Origin of the sequence: Frankia sp. R43 (assembly GCF_001306465.1) — a bacterium.
GTDB classification, from domain to species: domain Bacteria; phylum Actinomycetota; class Actinomycetes; order Frankiales; family Frankiaceae; genus Parafrankia; species Parafrankia irregularis.
The window spans coordinates 532,632-554,106 of sequence record NZ_LFCW01000006.1 but is presented as its reverse complement, the minus strand read 5'-3'; the positions used below and the strand labels follow the sequence as shown (position 1 = coordinate 554,106).

General features: G+C 69.2%; 13 protein-coding genes and 1 tRNA gene. 7 read left to right on the top strand and 7 right to left on the bottom strand.

Annotated features, from left to right (window positions below):
* Nucleotides 1–117 precede the first annotated feature (117 nt).
* From ACG83_RS26735 to ACG83_RS26720, 4 genes are all read right to left on the bottom strand, one after another.
* Complete coding sequence (locus ACG83_RS26735; RefSeq protein ID WP_054568987.1) at nt 118–879, bottom strand: ABC transporter permease; 762 nt, start codon at nt 877–879, stop codon at nt 118–120.
* On the bottom strand, nt 876–1,985 hold the full coding sequence (locus tag ACG83_RS26730; protein ID WP_054568986.1) for an ABC transporter ATP-binding protein: 1,110 nt from the start codon (nt 1,983–1,985) through the stop codon (nt 876–878). Before ACG83_RS26730 ends, ACG83_RS26735 begins: the two co-directional genes overlap by 4 nt.
* 418 nt (nt 1,986–2,403) lie before the next feature.
* Nucleotides 2,404–3,303 (bottom strand): LLM class F420-dependent oxidoreductase, encoded by a 900-nt coding sequence (locus ACG83_RS26725; protein WP_054568985.1) that lies wholly within the window; start codon nt 3,301–3,303, stop codon nt 2,404–2,406.
* 768 nt (nt 3,304–4,071) lie between these two features.
* Nucleotides 4,072–4,962 (bottom strand): class II glutamine amidotransferase, encoded by an 891-nt coding sequence (locus ACG83_RS26720; RefSeq protein ID WP_054568984.1) that lies wholly within the window; start codon nt 4,960–4,962, stop codon nt 4,072–4,074.
* Nucleotides 4,963–5,337: 375 nt separating this feature from the next.
* Here ACG83_RS26720 and ACG83_RS26715 point away from each other — a divergent pair, with 375 nt between their 5' ends.
* Complete coding sequence (locus ACG83_RS26715) at nt 5,338–7,314, top strand: serine/threonine-protein kinase (RefSeq protein WP_054568983.1); 1,977 nt, start codon at nt 5,338–5,340, stop codon at nt 7,312–7,314.
* Between the two features lie 286 nt (nt 7,315–7,600).
* On the opposite strand, the gene ACG83_RS26710 is transcribed toward ACG83_RS26715, so the two are convergent.
* Both ACG83_RS26710 and dcd read right to left on the bottom strand, forming a co-directional pair.
* The gene (locus ACG83_RS26710; RefSeq protein ID WP_006540654.1) at nt 7,601–7,807 is read right to left on the bottom strand and encodes a cold-shock protein; all 207 of its coding nucleotides are present in this window, start codon (nt 7,805–7,807) and stop codon (nt 7,601–7,603) included.
* A gap of 493 nt (nt 7,808–8,300) precedes the next feature.
* Nucleotides 8,301–8,924 carry a dCTP deaminase gene (gene dcd, locus ACG83_RS26705; RefSeq protein ID WP_054568982.1) on the bottom strand — a complete coding sequence of 208 codons (624 nt, stop codon included), beginning with the start codon at nt 8,922–8,924 and terminating at the stop codon, nt 8,301–8,303.
* Nucleotides 8,925–9,100: 176 nt separating this feature from the next.
* On the opposite strand from dcd, the gene ACG83_RS26700 reads away from it, so the two are divergent.
* The 3 genes from ACG83_RS26700 (at nt 9,101) to ACG83_RS26690 (ending at nt 12,541) form a co-directional block, all read left to right on the top strand.
* Nucleotides 9,101–9,877, top strand: coding sequence for an HAD family phosphatase (locus ACG83_RS26700; protein ID WP_054568981.1), 777 nt, complete (start codon nt 9,101–9,103; stop codon nt 9,875–9,877).
* Entirely contained in the window at nt 9,874–12,321 is a 2,448-nt protein-coding gene (locus ACG83_RS26695; RefSeq protein ID WP_083473578.1) for a glycoside hydrolase family 65 protein, read from the top strand. Before ACG83_RS26700 ends, ACG83_RS26695 begins: the two co-directional genes overlap by 4 nt.
* A gap of 149 nt (nt 12,322–12,470) precedes the next feature.
* A tRNA-Gly gene (locus ACG83_RS26690) sits at nt 12,471–12,541 on the top strand.
* A 906-nt stretch (nt 12,542–13,447) separates the two neighbouring features.
* On the opposite strand, the gene ACG83_RS26685 is transcribed toward ACG83_RS26690, so the two are convergent.
* Entirely contained in the window at nt 13,448–15,664 is a 2,217-nt protein-coding gene (locus ACG83_RS26685) for a (Fe-S)-binding protein (protein ID WP_054568980.1), read from the bottom strand.
* 900 nt (nt 15,665–16,564) lie between these two features.
* Between ACG83_RS26685 and ACG83_RS26675 the strand changes: the two genes are divergently transcribed.
* The 3 genes from ACG83_RS26675 (at nt 16,565) to grpE (ending at nt 21,386) form a co-directional block, all read left to right on the top strand.
* Nucleotides 16,565–17,770 (top strand): nuclease-related domain-containing protein, encoded by a 1,206-nt coding sequence (locus ACG83_RS26675; RefSeq protein WP_054568978.1) that lies wholly within the window; start codon nt 16,565–16,567, stop codon nt 17,768–17,770.
* Nucleotides 17,771–18,711: 941 nt separating this feature from the next.
* A complete protein-coding gene (gene dnaK / locus ACG83_RS26670) occupies nt 18,712–20,544 on the top strand; it encodes a molecular chaperone DnaK (RefSeq protein WP_054568977.1) in 1,833 nt (610 codons plus the stop codon).
* A complete protein-coding gene (gene grpE, locus ACG83_RS26665; protein ID WP_054568976.1) occupies nt 20,541–21,386 on the top strand; it encodes a nucleotide exchange factor GrpE in 846 nt (281 codons plus the stop codon). Before dnaK ends, grpE begins: the two co-directional genes overlap by 4 nt.
* Nucleotides 21,387–21,475: the final 89 nt, after the last annotated feature.

Below are 21,475 nucleotides of genomic sequence, written 5' to 3'. Positions count from 1 at the left end.
CCGGCGGGCAGCGCCCGATGCGTCCGGCTGCGGGCGCCTCCCGCCGAAACGCGGAGCGCGCCCCGACCAGGGGACCCGGTCGGGGCGCGCAGGTTACCGGACGAATGTCGACGGAGGTCAGGCGTCCCGGCGTTTGGCGCTGATGAGGCCGAGAGCCAGCAGACCGAAGCAGACCGCGGCGAAGTAGAGCAGCGATCCCCACGGCCCGAACGGCAGGCCCTCGATGACCGGCGGCCCGTCGTCCGTCTCGAGCTGGCCCGCGACGACGAAGTTGTTTCCGACGATGAAGGGCATCCAGTCCTGGATGTGGGGCCCGATCCGGGGTATGGCCGGCAGCAGGCTCTCCGCGAGGAAGAGATAGACGAGCATGACCACGATGGCCCCGGCGGTATGCCGGATCAGCAGCGCGAGGCCGATCGCGAAGACCGCCGCGAGCAGGTAGATCAGCCCGACCCCGAAAACGTTTCGGAACTCCTGGCCGGTGTCGAGTGCCAGCGGTGCGTCCGGCCTGATCGCCTTGGCGATGGCCCAGGAGCCCACCGCGGTGATCTCACCGACGATCCCGGCGAGCCCGGCGACGACGGCCGTCTTCGCCAGCAAAGCCTGCGTCCGACCGGGAACGGCGAGGAAGGTCGACCTGATCGTCCCGAACCGGTACTCGGTGGTGACGGTGAGCGCCGCCATCACCATCATCACGACGAGCCCGAAGTTGTAGGCGAACTGGGTGACGGACGGGGTGAGGTCGCTGAGGTCGTCCGGCTTCGTCGCGGCGCTGAAGATGGCGGTCAGGCCGACGGTCAGCGCCACCGTGATGATCATGCACCACCACGGGGAGCGGGTGGAGAAGAGCTTGATCCGCTCGACTGTCATGAGTGTCATTGAGCCGGGCCCTCCTGACCACCGCGGCTGGCTGTTTCCCGAGTGGCAGCCGGGCCGGACCCGCCACCGGGCGCCGGTACGGCCCCGGGCGGCGGGAAACCGGGCGCCCCGGAGACCGGCCCAGGCGGAGCGAACGCCACCTGCGCGTCGACTGGCACGGCGACTCCCGAGGGGGCTGGCGCGGTGCCTCCACCGGCCTGGTATTCGACCTCGCCGCCGGTCATCTGGATGAAGGCCTGCTCCAGCGAGCCACGCGACTCGGTGAGCTCGTGGAGCACCAGCCCCACGGCACCTGCCAGCTCACCGACCGCTTCGGTGGAGCTTCCACGCACGACCAGCACCGCCGGAGTGTCCTCGGTGGCCGCCTGCTCCTGGACGGCCAGCCCCTGGCCGGCCAGGACGCTGTGCAGCCGCGCCAGCTCAGGCCCGCGTACCCGCACCGAGGAGTCGGCGGCCGATTCGATGAAGCTCTTGGTGCTGGTCTGCGCGATGAGCCGGCCACGACCGATGACGACGAGGTCCTGCGCGGTGAGCGCCATCTCGGAGAGAAGGTGACTGGATACGAAGACAGTGCGGCCCTCGTCCGCCAGCCGGTGCATGAACTGACGGATCCAGAGAATGCCTTCTGGATCGAGCCCGTTCACCGGCTCGTCGAACAGGAGGACGCCCGGGTCGCCCAGCAGCGCGACCGCGATGCCCAGCCGCTGGGCCATGCCCAGCGAGTAGCTGCCCGCGCGGCGACCGGCGACCGCGGTCAGGCCCACAGCGTCCAGAACCTCGTCGACACGCTTCGCGGAAATCCTGTTGGAAGCCGCCATCCAGCGCAGGTGCGCCCGCGCGGAGCGATTGGGGTGCACCCATTTCGCCTCCAGCAGGGCGCCCACCTCGCGCAGCGGCTCCTTCAGCTCGGTGTATCGGCGGCCGCCGATTCGAACCTCGCCGGCCGAAGGCCGGTCAAGCCCGAGAATCATCCGCATCGTCGTCGATTTGCCCGCGCCGTTCGGGCCGAGAAAGCCAGTCACCCGGCCGGGTTGCACGGTGAAGGACAGGGCGTTGACTGCGACGGTGCGCCCGTAGCGCTTCGTCAGCCCTCGTGCCTCGATCATCACACTCCCTTCATGGTCATGATCGCGAGCGCCGACGGCCGTGGGAGCCGTCGGTCGCCGACCCGATACTTGCATCGCCAGCCGACACTTCCCAACCATGGGGTGAACCCGGTAGGTAATTGGCCTGTCGGGCTCCCGACACAGTACGGAGCCGCGCGCACGACCAGCCGGCCTGGCAGGCACACCGCCTTCGCAGGCAGTGATCGCCCTGTCAGCGCAAGATCGTCACATGATCACAACGAGGGTGTGAGAACAGGCGCGACTACCGGCGCGAGTAGGCGCCGATACCCGATCGGGCCGGGCGGCGAAGTGTTATCGCCGGCCGGCCCGCCAGAAAGAACTGTTCGCTGACCATCGCGAACTGTTCGCTGACCATCGCCAACGGGCCCGGCCACACAGTGCCGGGGTCTTTTCGGGCTCAGATTCCGCTGACCGCGCCGGCCACCGCCGGTGGCCTCAGATCGAGCCCGGCGGCGAGGATGCGCCACTGGGCCCGCGGGAGTTGCTTGTTGTCGGTGAGGATCTGCACCGCGACCTGGTCGGCACCAGCCGCGCAGTGCTCCTCCAGCCGGGTCCGGATGCTGTCCAGGTCGCCCCAGGCAATGAGCGCGTCGACCAGACGGTCGCTGCCACCCGCGGCCAGATCCGCGTCGGTGAAGCCGAGCCGGCGCAGATTGTTCGTGTAGTTGGGCAGCTCCAGATAGATCGACAGTGCGGCCCGGCCGATCGCCCGCGCCCGGGCCGGGTCCGTCTCCAGGACGATCTTCTGCTCGGGCGCGAGAAGTGCGCCCGGCCCGAGGATCTCCCGCGCCATCCGGGTGTGCTCGGGCGTGACGAGGTAGGGATGTGCCCCGGCCGACCGGCGGGCAGCCAGACCGAGCATGCGTGGGCCCAGCGCCGCCAGCACCCGCGCCGACGCCGGGATGCCGACCGCGTCGAGCGCCTCCAGGTAGGAGATCACGGCGCCCAGTGGCCGACGATAGCGGCGGCCGGTCACGCTCTCGACCATCCGCGCGTGCCCCGCGCCCACGCCCAGCAGCAGGCGGCCGGGGTGTGCCTTCTCCAGCATTCCGTAGGTGTCGGCCAGCAGGTCCACCGACTCGGTCCAGATGTTCAGGATCCCGGTACCGACGCACAGGCGCTCGGTGGACTCCAGCAACGCCGCCGGAAGCTCGAGGTCCGCCGTGGCACCGCCCAGCCAGACCATGTCGTAGCCGAGCTCCGCAAGCTCCTGAGCGGTGTCGCGACGTTCGGCCGTGCCATGTGGCCACTGCCTCGCGGACATCCAGAGCCCGATCCTGGCGACATTCATGGTCACTTCTGTGATCCCTTCTCGCTGGTCACATCGTCGTCATCGACGCCGCGATCCGATCGGGTCGTCCTACCCGATGCCGCGGCCCTCCTCACGTCTCGGTGTGGTCCTGACGGGTATGCCACCCCGATTGGCCGGTGGACATCGGTTACATCCGACCCGTTGGTGACGAATCATCGGCCCACCGGACCACCATTTCGATCTTGAAACGAAAGAGGTTAAGCGAACCGTGTCGGATTGGGGGTGGTGGGTTTCGCCCGGGAAGTCGAGATGCCACCACCACAACGGCGGATCGGGTGAGACGGACCCTGTAACGACCATAGCCAGCCAGGAGGACGATCGTCACCCTCGGCGGGGACCTCGTGACCCCTGAGCAACCAGCCGTCCGGCGGGCTCAGGCGGGAAGAGCGCAGGTCGCGGGTTTGAACCGGGCGCTTCTCACACCCTTCCCCCGTGGTCGGCCCACCGGCCCGATCGGGCCTGGCGCCAGGCACCGACCGGGCGATCGGCAAGCCGCGCCGACCCCGCCGACGGGGCTGGCAACCCAGCGCCCGCGACGGAAGCAGCTGAGGCTGTCAACAGGTCATCCACAGGAAGCCCGCGTGCGGCAGCGTGGCTCCGCGGGGCGGCGAAAGCCCTCCCAGCAGGCAATTCATACCGCCGAACTCCCAGGATCGCGATCACATCCACCACAGGTGTCCACAGCTCTCCACATGATTTCCACACGTTATCCACAGGCCACGGTCAGCTGCCTCGCAGTCCGCCTCGCTACGTTCAGGCGGGAATCTGGATGTCGGGCACCGCGGCGGTCTGCGAGGCGGCCGCCTCCGGGCGAAGGTCGTCGAGATCCAGCGCATGCGCCGGCGGTCCGGCAAGCACCAGCCGAGAGGTCATGGACAGATCGGGAGCCACGTGCAGCAGTTCACCGCTGGCCATGAGGCGCCATCGCGGGTCCTCGTCCATCCGCTCGCTCTCCACCACCACGGCGGGTCGCGTCCGCAGGTCAACGGACCGGACCCGGATCTCGCTGAAAGGGCTCGCGTGGTCGAGATGACGCTGGTTACGCCCACCCGGGGCGCGTTGAAGCACGTGCAGGCCGTTGGTGTCCGGGTAGCGAAGCGCCCACAGCTCACGCGGAGTGGCCAGCACCATGTTGATCGAGTACAGGGGCAGGTTCTCGGCGATCCAGTTCACCGCGGCAGTGATTCCTTCGCCGACGTCTCCGTCCCGCGCGGCGATCTCCCGTGTCACCAGGGCGAAGTACCGCTCGGAGTCGGTGTCGCCGGCTACGCCCGCACGGGCCGGCCCCAGCTCGGCGTCGAGCTTGTCCAGGCCCTCGACCACCCCGTTGTGGGCGAAGATCCGGCCGTCCTGCAGGAAGGGGTGGGTGTTGGCGTCGTCGACCCGCCCCGTCGAGGCATGCCGAACGTGCGCGACGAACGTGGTGGAGGTCACCTGCTGCGCCTCCCGCGCGAACGCCGTGTCGGCGCGCGAACGGATCGCCTGCCGGCGCACCTGCGCGGTTCCGTCCTCGGCGAAGACACCGAGGCCGGCGCCGTCCGGCGGGCGGCGCGTCTGCGTGCGGGGGTTGTCCGGGGCGTCGAGCAGCCAGAAGGTCGCCTCGATCCGCTCCGCGCCGCCGCTCATCGCGAACAGATGGCACATACATGACCTCCTCACACCCGGGAGTCGTCCCCACGCCCCAGGAGCCGTCCCCACGGGCACAGATCACCAGCGGTCATCCGCGCGTTGCTCAGTCCGTGGTCCGCCGACCGCAGCCGGCCGAATCCATGACATCGCCTGGAACCTGCCCAGGATTCGGGCAGTCACGCCGGGCACCGCAGCCGATGCAGGCCCCGACGGTCGGGCCGCAGGTCAGCCAATATGATGAAAACGGACTTGCCGCGACACCAGGACACCGAGACACCAGGACACGAGACGCGTCCGCATCAGGTGATCTACCAGTGGTCTACCTCCGTTGCCCATGATCGGGATCACCGTGGCACCGCGGCGGCACGCCGGCAGCGCCCGGAGGGCAGGATGAGCAGCACGCCACCCACTGCGGCCAGGCCAGACCCGGGCCAGCCGTTTGACCGGCCCAGTGGGCTGGAGCCGGGCCGAGACATGGACCGGCCCCGGTCGGCGCGCCCGTCCTGGGACGGTGTGTTCGCCCCGCTGGCCGCCACCGATCCCTACGAAATCAGCGGCTACCCGCTCCAGGCCCGCATCGGCGAGGGCGGCATGGGCGCGGTCTACCTTTCACACACCCCTGGCGGACGTCCGCTGGCGCTCAAGGTGGTGCGGCCGGAGTTCGCCACCGATCCCGACTTCCGCGCTCGTTTCGCGAAGGAGGTGGCGATCGCGCAGCGGGTGCAGGGCCCGTACACGGTCCCGGTCATCGACGCGGACGTCGACGCCGTTCGCCCGTGGATCGCGACCGCCTATGTTCCCGCGCCCTCCCTCGCGGTCGCCATAGCCCGGACCGGTGTGCTGCCCGAATCGACCGTCCTGATGCTGATTGCCGGCGTCGCCGAGGCGTTGCAGTCCATTCACCGGGTCGGCGTGGTTCACCGCGACCTCAAACCGGGGAACGTCATTCTTGCGCCGGACGGCCCGCGCGTCATCGACTTCGGGGTCGCCCGGGCGATCGACGCGGCCACGGCGGCGATGACCCAGACCGGCGCCCGGCTCGGGACCCCGGCCTTCATGGCCCCGGAACAGGTCCAGGGCAGGCCCCTCGACCGCCCCGGCGACATCTTCGCCCTGGGCTCCACCGCCTACTTCGCGCTGACCGGCCGCCCGCCGTTCGGAGTGGACGCCGCGGTGTTCCACCGCATCGAGCACCAGCAGCCGGACTGGGCGGGCTGCTCGGACGACCTGCGCGACATCCTGTCCCGTTGCATGGCAAAGGACCCCACGTCGCGGCCCACGCCGACCGAACTGATCGAGCTCTGCCAGTTCGCGGCTCCCCTCGGGCGGCTGACCGCCCAGGACCACCAGGGCCTCACGACTGACTGGCTTCCCCCGACCGTCGCGGCGGAGATCACTCGCTACCGCGTCGCCCGCCTGCCTGAGCCACGCGCACCGCAGGTGGATCCGCCGACCCATGTCCCAGGCGCGATACCAACCGCGATACCAACCTCAACACCGGGTGCGATGCCGGGTGTCAGAACGGGCTCCGGCGACTACCCGGCGAGCCCGGGACGCCTTCCCGCGCACGGATACGCCCAGGCACCGGTGGGAACAGCCGCCCGCCACCCGTCGCAGCCGCCGTCGCCGTCGCCGTCGCCTGGCAAGGCTCCCGGCGCCCGGCCGCCGTGGCTGCTTGCGGCGATCGCGGCCGTGGCGGCGGTCGCGGCGATCGCCCTTGTGGCCGTGCTGCTCCCACGCTCCGACGAGCCGGCGCCAACGACGCCCATGACCGCCTCGGTGGGCGGCCCTGGTCCCGATGGTGATCAGTCCCGTCGCGTGGCACCCAAGGGGGCTGGCCCCGACGCCGTGCTGCCCGGACCAGGGCTCACCACCCCCGGCGCAGCAGGCCCGGGCGGACCAGGCGCCGCCGACCCGAGCGCCGCACCGGGATCAACCCAGAAGCCGCCCGGCGCGTCCCCGACCACCGCCGCATCGGGCACGCCGACGACCTCTCCGTCGGCACGCCCGGCCGCCGCGGTGTCGAAGCCCCCTGCCACAGCGAGCACCACCGCTCCTGGATGCCCCGCGAGCCCCAGCCACAGCTACAACGGCGACGGCTACGCCGTGCTCGTCGAGGACGCACCGCTGCGCACGGGGCCGTACGCAACCTGTTCCACCGTCTCGAAGCTCGCCAGAGGGCTGAAGGTCTGGCTGCACTGCAGCGTCGTCAACAGCTACGACAACGTCTGGTGGTGGGCCCGCCTGGACGGCACCACGACCGCCGGGTGGATCTACGGCGGGAGCGTCAAGCTCAGCTACGTCGACGACAACGGTGACGGTAGGACCCGCACCTACAGCTGCGACGGGAAGTACGTGGACCACTGACGCCATGACATGAAAAAGGGCCGCCCGGCCTGAACGTCTCTGCCGGTGGCCCTCTGCCTGCTGGTGGCCCACTGCCTGCTGGTGGCCCTTCGCGGTCTGCCGGTGGCCCTCCGCGTCGACGCGTCCGGGTACGGACGCGACAACGCAGCGATCGTGCCACGAACCGACGGCGGGGATGGGCCGGTTGTCACCCCGCCGCGGTCGCGACTACCGCGACCTCATGGGGCTCGCCCGGAGGAAGGCCGTGAGGCCGATCCCCGGCCGAGCTGGCCGCAGTTCGAACAGATCAGATGAGGGGCTGCACCTGAGCAGCCTGCGGACCCTTCTGGCCCTGCTCGATCGTGAACGAAACTCGCTGCCCCTCTTCGAGGGACTTGTAGCCGTCTCCCACGATCGAGGAGAAGTGGGCGAAGACGTCAGGGCCTCCGCCGTCGACGGTGATGAAGCCGAAGCCCTTTTCGGCGTTGAACCACTTGACAGTACCTTCGGACACGTTTTTCCTCGTTCCCCTGCTACGGCGCACCCACGTGGTGTTCCTGCTTTATGCCGACAACCGCCGTTGGCGATTACCGCGATGCCATCCTGGTGGTGACCGGCGGCACCAAGGAGAAGAGCAACGGGACCACCGTACACCCCCGACCCGCGGACGGCCTCACGGGAGAGTGATGCCATGCGGTTCGCGGGTGCGCCACCCGGTCGCACCGTGTACGTCCCCTTTACCATGGATCCGCACGGCCGAGGGTGATCTGTGGACAAGCGGACGACCGGCTGGCGGTCTCGGTGGAGCGTGCCGACAGCTGTGCATCACGAGGATTTCCTTCAACCGGGTGCAATCAACGCCCCATTTCGAACGTCCACGGGCGAGTGACATCGAAATCGGGCTCGCCGAAGGCAGAGCTGGGGATTGCCAGGACGTCGCCTACCAGGGCGAGCGCGACGATTCCGGCCCTCCGCGCGGGTTCGACGCCGCACGACGATCCCGACGATCAGTTGTACCCGGGCGCCTCTGTGACCTCGGCGACCTCAGCAAGCTCGGGGACCGTCGTCCGAGTGAAGTCGCGGTAGGCCCTGGACGGGGTGGGCCCACGCTGGCCCTGGTAACGCGAGCCGTAGATCGCCGAGCCGTAGGGGTGCTCGGCCGGCGACGACAGCCGGAAGAGGCAGAGCTGGCCGATCTTCATCCCGGGCCAGAGCCTGATGGGCAGCGTGGCGACATTGGACAGCTCGAGCGTCACGTGCCCGGAGAAGCCGGGATCGATGAAGCCCGCGGTCGAGTGGGTGAGCAGCCCCAGGCGCCCCAGGCTCGACTTGCCTTCGAGACGCCCGGCCAGGTCGTCCGGCAAGGTCACGATCTCCAGGGTCGACCCCAGCACGAACTCCCCCGGATGCAGCACGAACGGCTCGTCGCCCTCCGGAGCGACGAGCTCGGTGAGATCCTCCTGCTCGACGGCCGGGTCGATGTGGGTGTAGCGGTGGTTCTGGAAGACCCGGAAGGCACGGTCCAGTCGCAGATCCACACTGGACGGCTGGATCAGCCGCTCGTCGTAGGGATCGAGCCGCACACGGCCGGTAGTGATCTCGGCACGGATATCCCGATCTGACAGCAGCACGTCCCGGACGCTACCGCAGAGCGCCGGATTGTTGCCGTGGGGTGGAACGCGTGCAGTTATCGGGTAAGTAGCCCCTCGAACTCGAAACCGTGCGCAGGTCGCCGCCGGTAGGACGTCGCCGGCGCCCCTGCCGGCCTGCCGGCCTGCCGGCTGACCCTGATCCAGGATGGGGACCGATGTTGGGGCTACCGGATCACATCAGGGCGTGCCTGTTCGATCTCGACGGTGTGCTGACCCGCACCGCCGCCGTGCACGCCGCCGCCTGGAAGGAGATGTTCGACGACTTCCTGGAGAACTGGGCCAGACGCTCCGGTGATCCGTACGTTCCCTTCGACATCGGCACCGACTACCCCGACTACGTCGACGGGCGGCCGCGAGCCGACGGCGTGCAGGCGTTCCTGGACTCGCGGGGCATCCACCTGCCGCCGGGTGTGCCCGGCGACCCACCCTCGGGCCTGACGATCAACGCCCTCGCGACCAGGAAGAACATCCTGCTCCTACAGCGGATGGAACGGGACGGCGTCGAGGTCTTCGAAGGTTCGGTGCGATACCTCCAGGCGCTCGACGAGGCCGGCGTCCCGCGCGCAGTCGTGTCGTCCAGCGCCAACTGCGCCGAAGTCGTCCGGGCGGCCGGAATCGAGCGGCTGCTGCTCGCACGGATCGACGGTCTCGTCGCGCAGGAACGTGGCCTGGCGGGGAAGCCGGCTCCGGACACCTACCTCGCCGGCGCACAGGCGCTGGGGGTCCAGCCCGAGGCGGCCGCGGTCTTCGAGGACGCCGTGGCGGGCGTGCAGGCCGGGCGGGCCGGCGCCTTCGGCTACGTGGTGGGTGTGGACCGGATCGGCCACGCCGACGCCCTGCGGCACAGCGGCGCCGACATCGTCGTCAAGGATCTCGCCGACCTGCTCGGCGGGCAGGCGTTGGGTGCCGTCGCCGCCGGGAGAACCGTGTGATCGGCAAGCCGAACTACCTCATCGAGGCCTGGTCGCTGACCGAACACGGCCTCGACATCGACGCCCTTGCCCGCTCCGAGTCGCTGTTCGTGCTCTCCAACGGGCACGTGGGCCTGCGCGGGAATCTCGACGAGGGCGACCCGCACGGGCTTCCCGGCACCTACCTGAACTCCGTCCACGAACTGCGGCCGCTGCCCTACGCCGAGGCGGGCTACGGATATCCAGAATCCGGCCAGACGGTCATCAACGTCACCAACGGAAAGATTATTCGCCTGCTGGTCGACGACGAGCCGTTCGACGTGCGGTACGGAGATCTGCTGACCCATACCAGAACAATCGATTTCCGTGAAGGCGTGCTGTCCAGGGAGGCCGACTGGGTGTCTCCCGCCGGTCAGCGCATCAGGATCCGCTCCCAGCGGATGGTTTCCTTCACCCAGCGATCCGTCGCCGCGATCTCCTACGAGATCGAGCCGGTGGACGGCTCCGCACGCATCGTCATCCAGTCCGAACTGGTCGCCAACGAGCAGCTTCCGATGCGTCGAGGCGATCCACGGGCGGCCGCGGTCCTGGAGTCACCGCTCGTCTCGGAGCGGCACCGGGCCCGGGGTTCCATGGTGGAGCTCGTCCACTGCACCCGGCACAGCGACATCCGGGTCGCCGCGGCCATGGACCACATTTTCGACGGTCCCCGCTCGCTCGGGGTCAGCTCGGAAAGCGAGCCCGATGCCGGGCGGGTGACCGCGACGGCCGTCCTGGCCGCCGGCGAGACGCTTCGGATGATCAAGTTCCTCGCCTACGGCTGGTCCGAGCAGCGCTCCCTGCCCGCGCTGCGCGACCAGGCCGTCGCCGCGCTGGTTGCTGCCCGCCAGACCGGATGGGACGGGCTGGTCGAGGAACAGAGGGAGTACCTCGGCGAGTTCTGGCGGTGCGCGGACGTCGAGGTCGACGGGGACGCCGAGGTTCAACAGGCCGTCCGCTTCGCACTGTTCCACGTGCTGCAGGCCGGCGCGCGAGCCGAACGCCGGGCGATCCCCGCGAAGGGACTCACCGGCCCGGGCTACGACGGTCACGCCTTCTGGGACACCGAGAGCTATGTGCTACCCGTACTGACCTACACGGCGCCGGCAGCTGCCGCCGACGCACTGCGCTGGCGCCACTCCATCCTCCCGATGGCCCGCGAGCGCGCGCAGCTGCTCAACCTGGACGGAGCCGCGTTTCCCTGGCGAACCATCCACGGCGAGGAATGCTCCGGCTACTGGCCCGCCGGCACCGCCGCCTACCACGTGAACGCCGACATCGCCGACGCCGTCATCAGGTATGTCTGGGTGACGGAGGACACGGATTTCGAGGTGGAGGTCGGCCTCGAGATCCTGATCGAAACGGCCAGGCTGTGGCGCTCCATCGGGCATCACGACCTGTCCGGGAAATTCCGCATCGACGGTGTGACCGGACCCGACGAGTACTCCGCGCTCGCCGACAACAACGTCTACACCAACCTCATGGCCCAGCGAAACCTCATCGGCGCCGCCGACGCCGTCCAGCGCCACCCCGAGCGCGCACGCGCCCTCGGTGTCGACGCCGAGACCGCCGCCAACTGGCGGGACGCCGCCGACGACATGTACATCCCCTACGACGTGCATCTCGGGGTCCATCCGCAGTCGGAGGGGTTCACCCATCACCAGGTGTGGGATTTCGACAGCACCAGGCCCGAGCAGTACCCCCTGCTGCTGCACTTCCCGTACTTCGACCTCTACCGCAAGCAGGTCGTGAAACAGGCCGACCTGGTGCTCGCCATGCAGCGGCGCAGCGATGCCTTCACCGCCGAGCAGAAGGTACGCAACTTCGCCTACTACGAGGCACTCACCGTCCGGGACTCGTCGCTCTCCGCCTGCTGTCAGGCGGTGATGGCCGCCGAATGCGGGCACCTGTCACTCGCCCACGACTACCTTCGCGAAGCCGCCTTCATGGATCTGAAGGACATCGAGCACAACACCGGCGACGGGCTGCACGTGGCCTCCCTCGCCGGCAGCTGGATCGCACTCGTCGAAGGCTTCGGCGGGCTGCGCGACACCGGACGGCTGCTCTCCTTCGCGCCCCGACTGCCCGAAGGACTCACCCGGCTCTCCTTCGGCCTACGGGTACGGTCCCGCCACCTCCGAGTCGAGGTCTTCGCCTCGTCCGCCACCTACACGGTGCTCGAAGGCGACGGGATGACCATCGTGCACCACGGCGAGGAAGTCCGGATTCCGCCCGGCCAGGCCTGCACGCTGGACGTACCCCCCGCCCCGGAGCTCGAACGCCCGCAGCAGCCCCCAGGCCGGGAGCCGCTGCGCTTCCTGCACCAGGTGGACAGCAGCGAAGTGAAACGTGCCGAGGCACGCCGCGCCGACAACGCCCGCGCCGGTGCCGGCGCCGGCGACCGGCCCGAGCAGCATGATCGGTAATCCACGATCGCTCAGTTACCCGACTCCACAGACCGTCCCCCGGTCGGCCCGTCGACACCCTGTACGTCCGGAAGCCCAGCCTGGACGAGAAGTCAGGGGTGGCGCCACGCCGTGTGGCGCGCTCGTCCGGTAGGATGCGGATGCACCATGCGGGCGTAGTTCAGAGGCAGAACACGAGCTTCCCAAGCTTGCAACGCGGGTTCGATTCCCGTCGCCCGCTCGAGCCGGTTCACTGTGGTTGCCCCCTTGTGGGGGCTGCCCGGTGGGCCGTTATTTTTTCGGAGGGCGTCCCCCGAGCCCCCGAGCGGCCGGCATGACTGCCCCGGTGGGGGCATCGTGCCTTCGAGGACGTCCGGTTCACCATGGTTACCGGTTCACTGTGGTTGCCCCCTTGTGGGGGCTGCCCGGTGGGCCGTTATTTTTTCGGAGGGCGTCCCCCGAGCCCCCGAGCGGCCGGCATGACTGCCCCGGTGGGGGCATCGTGCCTTCGAGGACGTCCGGTTCACCATGGTTACCGGTTCACTGTGGTTGCCCCCTTGTGGGGGCTGCCCGGTGGGCCGTTATTTTTTCGGGGGGCGTCCCCCGAGCCCCCGAGCGGCCGGCATGACTGCCCCGGTGGGGGCATCGTGCCTTCGAGGACGTCCGGTTCACCATGGTTACCGGTTCACTGTGGTTGCCCCCTTGTGGGGGCTGCCCGGTGGGCCGTTATTTTTTCGGGGGGCGTCCCCCGAGCCCCCGGCATGACTGCCCCGGTGGGGGGTCATCGTGCCTTCGAGGACGTCCGGTTCACCATGGTTACCGGTTCACGGTGGTTGCCCCCAGGGATCCGGCGCCGTCGCGCCGCTCCGGCAATTCACCTCAGGACCAGACACAGCGGGCGCAGGGTTATTTGACGATCCGCAAGAGTTGCGGATTTTGGTGTCAGGGCGACCAAAATCCTCAACTCCTGCCCGGCCACGGCACCAACCCCCACGGCGCCCGGAGGCCGCGGCTCGAAGATTCGAGTCCCCCCGGCTACTTCGGGTGGCCGAACCATGCGGCGCGGGGCGCGGAAATGCCGGACGGGGCGTGGCCCGTTCGCCACGCCCCGTCCGGTCAGTTCGATTTGCCTACGGCACCCGCAGGGTTATGCGCCTTCCGCCGGAGCCGCGGCGGCGGCCGGTGTGGGCGGGGCGGCAAGGGAGCGTGCCAGCAGCTGGGAGACGTCGAGAACCTCGACGCTCTCCTTTGCCTCGCCGGCCAGCTTCTTCTCGGTCACCGCGTCGGAGAGCATGACGATGCAGAACGGGCAGGCGGTCGAGACCACGTCGGGGTCGAGGCCGAGCGCCTCCTCCATGCGGTCGACGTTGACCCGCTTGCCGATCTTCTCTTCCATCCACATCCGCGCACCACCCGCGCCGCAGCAGAAGCCCCGGTCCTTGCAGCGGTGCATCTCCTGCCCCCGGATGCCCGGGATGGCCTCCAGGATCTCCCGCGGCGGGGTGTAGACCTTGTTGTGCCGGCCGAGGAAGCACGGGTCGTGGTAGGTCACCGACGACTCGATCGGGGTGATCGGGACGAGCCTGCGCTCCTCGACGAGCTTGCCGAGCAGCTGGGTGTGGTGGACGACCTCGAAGTTGCCGCCGAGTGCCGAGTACTCCCGCGCGAGGCTGTTGAAGCAGTGCGGGCAGGTGGCGACGATCTTCTTGACACCGGTCTCGTTCAGGAGCTCGATGTTGGCCTTCGCCATCTCCTGGTACAGGTACTCGTTGCCGAGGCGGCGGGCCGGGTCACCGGTGCACGACTCCTGGCTGCCGAGGACGGCGAACTCGACCCCGGCGGTGTGCAGCAGCTCGGCGAACGACCGGGCGACCTTCTTGGCCCGGTCCTCGATCGCACCGGCGCAACCGACCCAGTAGAGGTACTCGACCTCGTCCGGGATCTGCTCGCCCTCGTCGAGGATGCGGACCTCGAAGGGCAGGCCCTCGGTCCACTCGGTGCGCGACCGCGGCGAGACGCCCCACGGGTTGCCGTTGTTCTCGAGGTTGCGCAGCATCACGCCGGCCTCGGACGGGAACGCCGACTCGATCATGACCTGGTAACGCCGCATGTCGACGATGTGGTCGACGTGCTCGATGTCCACCGGGCACTGCTCCACGCAGGCGCCGCAGTTGGTGCACGACCACAGGACGTCGGGGTCGATGACCCCGCCCTCCTCCTCGGTCCCGACGAGCGGGCGGTCGACCTGGGGCTGACCGGGCTCGGGCACCCGACCGAAGCCGGATTCCGGCACATGGTGCACCGCGTGCTTCTCGGACGTCTCCTCGGCGGACGCGGTGGCCGATGTCGTGGTCTCCTCGCCCTCCTCGTCCTTCTTGGGCGCGAGCAGGTAGGGAGCCTTGGCGAACAGGTGGTCGCGCAGGTCCATGATCAGAATCTTGGGCGACAGCGGCTTGCCGGTGTTCCAGGCCGGGCACTGGCTCTGGCACCGCCCGCACTCGGTGCAGGTGGCGAAGTCGAGCATGGCCTTCCAGGAGAAGTCCTCGACCTTGCCCACACCGACGACGGGCTCGTCCTCCTCCATCAGCTTCTCGATGTCGGGGGTCGTGCCCAGCGGGCCCAGGGCAACCGGCTCGCGCTTGAGGATGACGTTGATCGGCGCAAGCCCGATGTGCAGGTGCTTGGAGTAGACCACGAGCACCAGGAAGCCCATGATGATCGCGATGTTGAGCAGCAGGAACGCCGTCTCGATGTCCTCGTTGGTGTGCACCGAGAAGGCGCTGAGCGGCTCGCTGACCAGCCAGGAGGCGAACGCCCACTTGGTGTCGCCCTGCGGGTGGGTACCGGCGTTGAACTGGGCGCCACGCGTGATCAGCAGGGTCACGATGACCAGGGTGATCATGCCGAGGATGACCCAGGCCGGGCCGATGTGGGACCCGTAGAAGCGGGACTTGCGGTCCAGCCGGGCGGGGGCGTTACGCAGCCGGATGATGGTGAACGTGAGCAGGCCCGCGAGGACGGCGACCGCGAAGAAGTCCTCCAGGAACCCGATGATCGCCCAGTCGCCGAACAGCGGGATGTGGAAGTCGTGGTCGAACAGGGCCCCGTAGGCCTCGACGATCGTCAACCCGAGGATGGTGAATCCCCAGAAGGTGAAGAAGTGCGCCAGGCCGGGTACGGACCACTTCAGCAGCTTGCGCTGGCCTCCTACCTCGCTGATCTCCGTCCAGATCCTGGTCGGCAGATCATCGAGCCGGCCCTCTGCGGGCTGGCCAGACCTGATCAGTCTGGTCAGCCAGAAGACGCGGCGGCCGGCCACCGCGAGAGCGATCAGCGTGATCGCTAGACCGATCGCGATTCTCACAGGTCCTCCATCTGCTGTGCTATCCACCTCTGCCTGGGGCTGCCCGGATGCTGCCCGACGACGCGGCGAGCCTACTCCTACCGGCCAGTAACTTGTCGATCCCGACAGCCACACCACCAACGGCCACGACTCCGGAGCCCTGCGCGACCATCGCACACTGCACCTCGGCCGCCGGCTGCGCTCCGGAAAGCAAGCCTCGCCGGGACCTCACGACCGGTGACCAGCGGAGTGACCAGGGACACGTTCAGATCACCGACGGCGCTCCATCTCATCTCCATTCACCCACCGCACCCCGGAGAGGTCGAGCCACCGGGGCGACTCCCGACCTCGTGATACCCACCGCCCCCGACCCTGCCACGACGTGGTCCGAGCGTCGCGGGATCGGGCACCTATTGGGCCGATCTTGCCCGAGACGCAGGAGAGCCTGCTACTTTGAGTGGCAGACAATCGCCAGAACCACAACGCTCCGCACTGTCCGTTCCCGACCAGCCACACCAAGAGCCACGACCAGGACCACTACTTCCAGGTCGGGCCAGACGACCTGACGCTGCGGCCCGCAACGACCAGCCAGCCACCGACCCACAACTCATGGATCATCGCGCGGGTTGATGTCAACTCTTGAGATGACCGCGGGTCCCGCCCCACCATGGGTCAGTGTCCTGGTCCGGACCGTGGCGGCTCGTTCGCGCGCTGGTCGGGGGCGCATGACGCTGCGCGCTGGCAGCAGCGCCGCCACCAGGGCACCCGGTGCGCTCCTGGGGGCGGGTCCCGACGACGTTGACGACCCTGCGATCCATGGTGGGCACGATGGTGACAAGCACCAGGCCGACGACAGGTCGGGCCGGGCGTCCTGGCTTTTCTCAGCACACTGAGTATCTCCGTGCGCGGGAGAACCAGGCGATGGTCAGACGTGACCGCATCGCGCGTGACGTTCCTCGGGCGGCCATCCGCGCCGCGATCGTCGGCCTCGGCCTCGGCCTGGTCATCGGCTTCGGGCTGGGCCTGCCCAGCCTCGGGGTCACCGTGTTCGTGGCCCTCCTTGTGATCTGGCCCGGTGGCATGGCTCTGGCCGCCTTCGGTGCGTCACCGGACGTCGAAACACTGCGCGAGGCGGCCGAGGCCGAGCGGAAGACCGCACACGCGATCTCCCGGCTGCGCCGGCGCGGGTACGTCATCCTTCACGACCGGGCCGTGCCGTACTCGGAGGCCACCATCGGCCACCTGCTGGTCGGCCCCGGCGGGGTGATGATCCTCGGCAGTGACACCAACAAGGGCGTCGTCCGCTACACCAAGGGCGGCGCGGTGGTGGACGGGGAATCCCTCAAGCCGGCGATCGACAAGACCGCGTGGCTGGGTGGCGAGGTGCGCAACCAGATCCGGGCCGCGCTCCCGATGCTGAAGTTCCCCACCTACCCGATCCTGGTGATGGTCGAGGCGAGCGTCCTGTGGAAGGACGGTGCTCTCGAAGGAGTAACCGTCCTGAACGTCAAGGACGTGGTCGACTACATCCGGCACAAGCCCGGGCGTCTCAACCCCGGGCAGGTACAGCAGGTGGTGGCCGCCGCCCAGCGGCTGTTTCCGCCGTACTCGTCGAACCGGCTCGCCGAGGAAATCGTCGTCGATCGGGACCAGTGGCTCACCCTGATGGACGCCCTGCGCACCATCCAGGAAAACGGCGGCGACGCTTCCGGGATGCTTGACCGCCTCGCGCAGATCGAAGCAGATCTGGGCCGGCAGGCGGATCTCGTCGAACGCCGGGGCCTGCGCAGGGCCCGCTCCGGCTCCGACGAGCCCACGGCCGGGTTCGGCACCGGCGCCACGACAGACTCGGTGGTGCCACCGGGCAGCACCGGCTCCGGGCTCGCGCCGCTGGCTCCGAACGCCCCCGCGGTCCGCCCGGGAGCCAGGCGAGGGCGCCGCATCCTGGCGTCAGTACAGCCGGAGCGCGGCGGCGATTCCAAAGCCGCACAGGGCCGACCGCTGCTCTCCAAGGGCGGCGCGGCGGGCCCTGCTCAGGCCGGCACCGACCAGCAGGCGTCGCCGGGTGCTCATGATGGCGGGAACACCACGGATGGCACCCCGGGGGAGCCGGGCTCCAAGTTGTAGATCCGGGCTCGGCCAGGCAACCAGGTTTCCCGGCCGCACCCGACCCAGGCTGTCTGAGGCCAGCGGCGGCTCTGGACGCGGCGTAGTGGCTTGCGCACCAGCCACACCGCGCGTCCGCACCGCCTCATGAGCGCCTGTGGTCCGTTTGTCCGCCTGGCGTCTGCGGCCGCCGCGAGCCGCGAGCCGCGAGCCGCGAGCCGCGAGCCGCGAAACATCGTCACCGTCGACGACGGCCGCCTCGTGCCGCTCCCGCAGTCCACGTGGCGGATCCGGCCCACCGATATTGACCTGGCGGCCGTGCCCACCCGCCGCACGGCGACCCACCGGGGATCCCGCGCGCGCCGCACCGCACCGCACCGGCGCAATTCGCCCCAATAGGTGCAAACAGGGGCGGGAAGTTGCTTGACGATCGGCAAGAAGTGCGGATTTCGGTTGCTCCAGCAGCCTGGATTCTCACTTCTTGCTCGGCGACAACGGCAGAGGCGGCAGCCCGAAGACCGAAGCCGGACCTCGTAGATGTGAGGATCTTGACCCCCGACGAACGCCGGTCCCGCGGGCCGGAACCTGTCCGCGGCGCGGTCCGGACCGCGAGCTGTTCGTCCAGGCAGCCCACGAGTGCCCTAGAGCGATACCGGAGTCACGTATGGTCACCCCCGGGGTGTCCGATCACGACAGTCGGGCGGGCGGAGAAAAACTGAGTGGACAAGACTCAGGTTCGTCGGGCTATCCTAGGTTCGTTCATCCTGAGCGGACCATACTCAAGTCGAATCCGGGCGCTTGACTCCGACGCGAGGAGCGTGCGGCGAGCCCGTAGGACCAGGCACCACGCAGTCGCACGCACCCCGTGCCTCGGCGCTGGAGCCGGGTCCGGGGCTCACACCAACAAGAGCGTCCCGCCGGTCTCCACCAGGCGGGCCTGCATGATCGAGAGGCATACAGACATGGCACGAGCGGTCGGTATCGACCTCGGCACCACGAACTCCGTCGTGAGCGTGCTCGAGGGTGGAGAGCCCACGGTGATCGCCAACGCCGAGGGCTCCCGGACGACTCCGTCTGTCGTGGCCTTCGCGAAGAACGGCGAGGTGCTCGTCGGCGAGGTCGCCAAGCGGCAGGCCGTGACGAACGTGGAGCGGACCATCCGGTCGGTCAAGCGCCACATGGGCACAGACTGGAAGATGAAGGTGGACTCCAAGGAGTTCACCCCCCAGGAGATCAGCGCCCGCATCCTGCAGAAGCTCAAGCGGGACGCCGAGGCCTACCTGGGCGAGCCGGTGTCCGACGCGGTCATCACCGTCCCGGCCTACTTCGACGACGCGCAGCGCCAGACGACCACGGAGGCCGGCACCATCGCGGGTCTCAACGTCCTGCGCATCGTCAACGAGCCGACCGCCGCCGCCCTCGCCTACGGCCTGGACAAGGGCGAGAAGGAGCAGACCATCCTGGTCTTCGACCTGGGTGGCGGTACGTTCGACGTCTCCCTGCTGGAGATCGGCGACGGTGTGGTCGAGGTCAAGTCGACCTCCGGTGACACCCAGCTCGGCGGTGACGACTGGGACCAGCGGATCACCGATCACCTCATCAAGACCTTCAACGACCAGCACGGCGTCGACCTCGGCAAGGACAAGATGGCGCTGCAGCGCCTGCGCGAGGAGGCCGAGAAGGCCAAGATCAACCTCTCGCAGTCGACGCAGACCTCGATCAACCTGCCGTACATCACCGCCTCGGCCGAAGGCCCGCTGCACCTGGACGTCTCGCTGACCCGCGCGGAGTTCCAGCGGATGACGCAGGACCTCGTCGACCGCCTGAAGGGCCCGTTCCAGCAGGCAGTCAAGGACGCCCGCATCAAGATCAGCGATGTGGACCACGTGGTGCTCGTCGGCGGTTCCACCCGGATGCCCGCGGTCGTGGACCTCGTCCGTGAGCTGACCGGCGGCAAGGAGCCGAACAAGGGCGTCAACGCCGACGAGGTCGTCGCCGTCGGCGCGTCCCTGCAGGCCGGTGTCCTCAAGGGCGAGGTCAAGGACGTCCTGCTGCTCGACGTCACCCCGCTGTCCCTCGGCATCGAGACCAAGGGCGGCATCATGACCAAGCTGATCGAGCGGAACACCACGATCCCGACCAAGCGCTCGGAGATCTTCACCACCGCCGAGGACAGCCAGCCCTCCGTGCAGATCCAGGTCTTCCAGGGCGAGCGCGAGATGGCCGCCTACAACAAGAAGCTGGGCATGTTCGAGCTGACCGGCCTGCCGCCGGCGCCCCGTGGCATGCCGCAGATCGAGGTCACCTTCGACATCGACGCCAACGGCATCGTGCACGTGTCCGCGAAGGACCTGGGCACGGGCAAGGAGCAGTCGATGACGATCACCGGCGGCTCGGCGCTGCCGAAGGACGACATCAACCGCATGGTGCAGGACGCGGAGCAGTACGCGGAGGAGGACCGTCAGCGCCGCGAGGAGGCCGAGACCCGCAACCGGGCCGAGTCGCTGGTGTACTCCACGGAGCGCTTCCTGGCCGAGAACGGCGACAAGATCGACGCCACCGTGAAGTCCGACGTCGAGGAGAAGCTCGGCACGCTGCGCGGGGCGGTCGCCGGGACCGACATCGCCGCCATCCGCGAGGCGGCGGACGAGCTCACCAAGGCCAGCCAGGCCATGGGCGAATCGATGTACGCCCAGGCCGCCAGTGCGCAGGCCGGCCCGGGTGCTCCGGGCGCGGGCCAGACCGACGACGACGTGGTTGACGCCGAGATCGTCGACGAGGAGGACCCGAAGTGACCCCTTCCCACGACGAGCACCGGCTGGACCACAGCCGGGCCGGCGGGGACGGCGGCCCGGAGGAGCCCATCGTCAAGGACAGGCGCCGCATCGATCCGGAGACGGGCCAGGTCCGCGCCGGGGCCGGCCAGGCCGCCGCTGGCGCCGAGCCTGCCGGCCCGGCCTCGGCCGGTGTCGCTGGCGTCGGCGTCGGTGACACCGAGCTGGTCGCTTCGCTGCACGAGCAGCTCGGCGAGCGGACGGCCGACCTGCAGCGGCTGAAGGCCGAGTTCGACAACTACCGGCGCCGGGCGACCCGGGAGCGTGAGGCGGCCGGCGACCAGGCGGTCTCCAAGCTGCTGACCGCCCTGCTCGGGGTTCTCGACGACATCGGTCGCGCGCGGGACCACGGCGATCTCGAAGGCCCGTTCAAGGCCATCGCCGAGTCCCTGGAAGCGGCGCTGGAGTCGACCGGCCTGGAGCGCTTCGGAGCCCCGGGCGAGGCATTCGACCCGCACCTGCACCACGCTCTGCTGCACTCCTACCGGTCGGACGTGTCCGAGACGACCTGCGTTGAGATCTTCCGCGCGGGCTATCGGCGCGGAAACACGGTGCTGCGGGCCGCGCAGGTCGCGGTCGCCGAGCCGTCCGACGAGGGCGGTGCCGCCGGCGCGGACGTCGACGGCAGCGGGTATGAGGGCGGATCGGTCCAGGCCGGCGATACCGGGTCCACCGGGACACGTGCGGACGAGGGTCAGCCGGTGCCCGGCGCGTCTCCCGGGAGGGAGCACGCGTCCGTGCCGGACGACACCGGCAGCATTCCCGGGCCGGACCGCGGGGGCCCGACCGTCAGCGCCGACTGAAGAGATGGCCTACTAGAAGCATGCCGATCGACCGCTCGCGTGCCTCCCGCCCGACGCCTCGCGTCGGGCGGGTCGGCCCGCTCCGACCT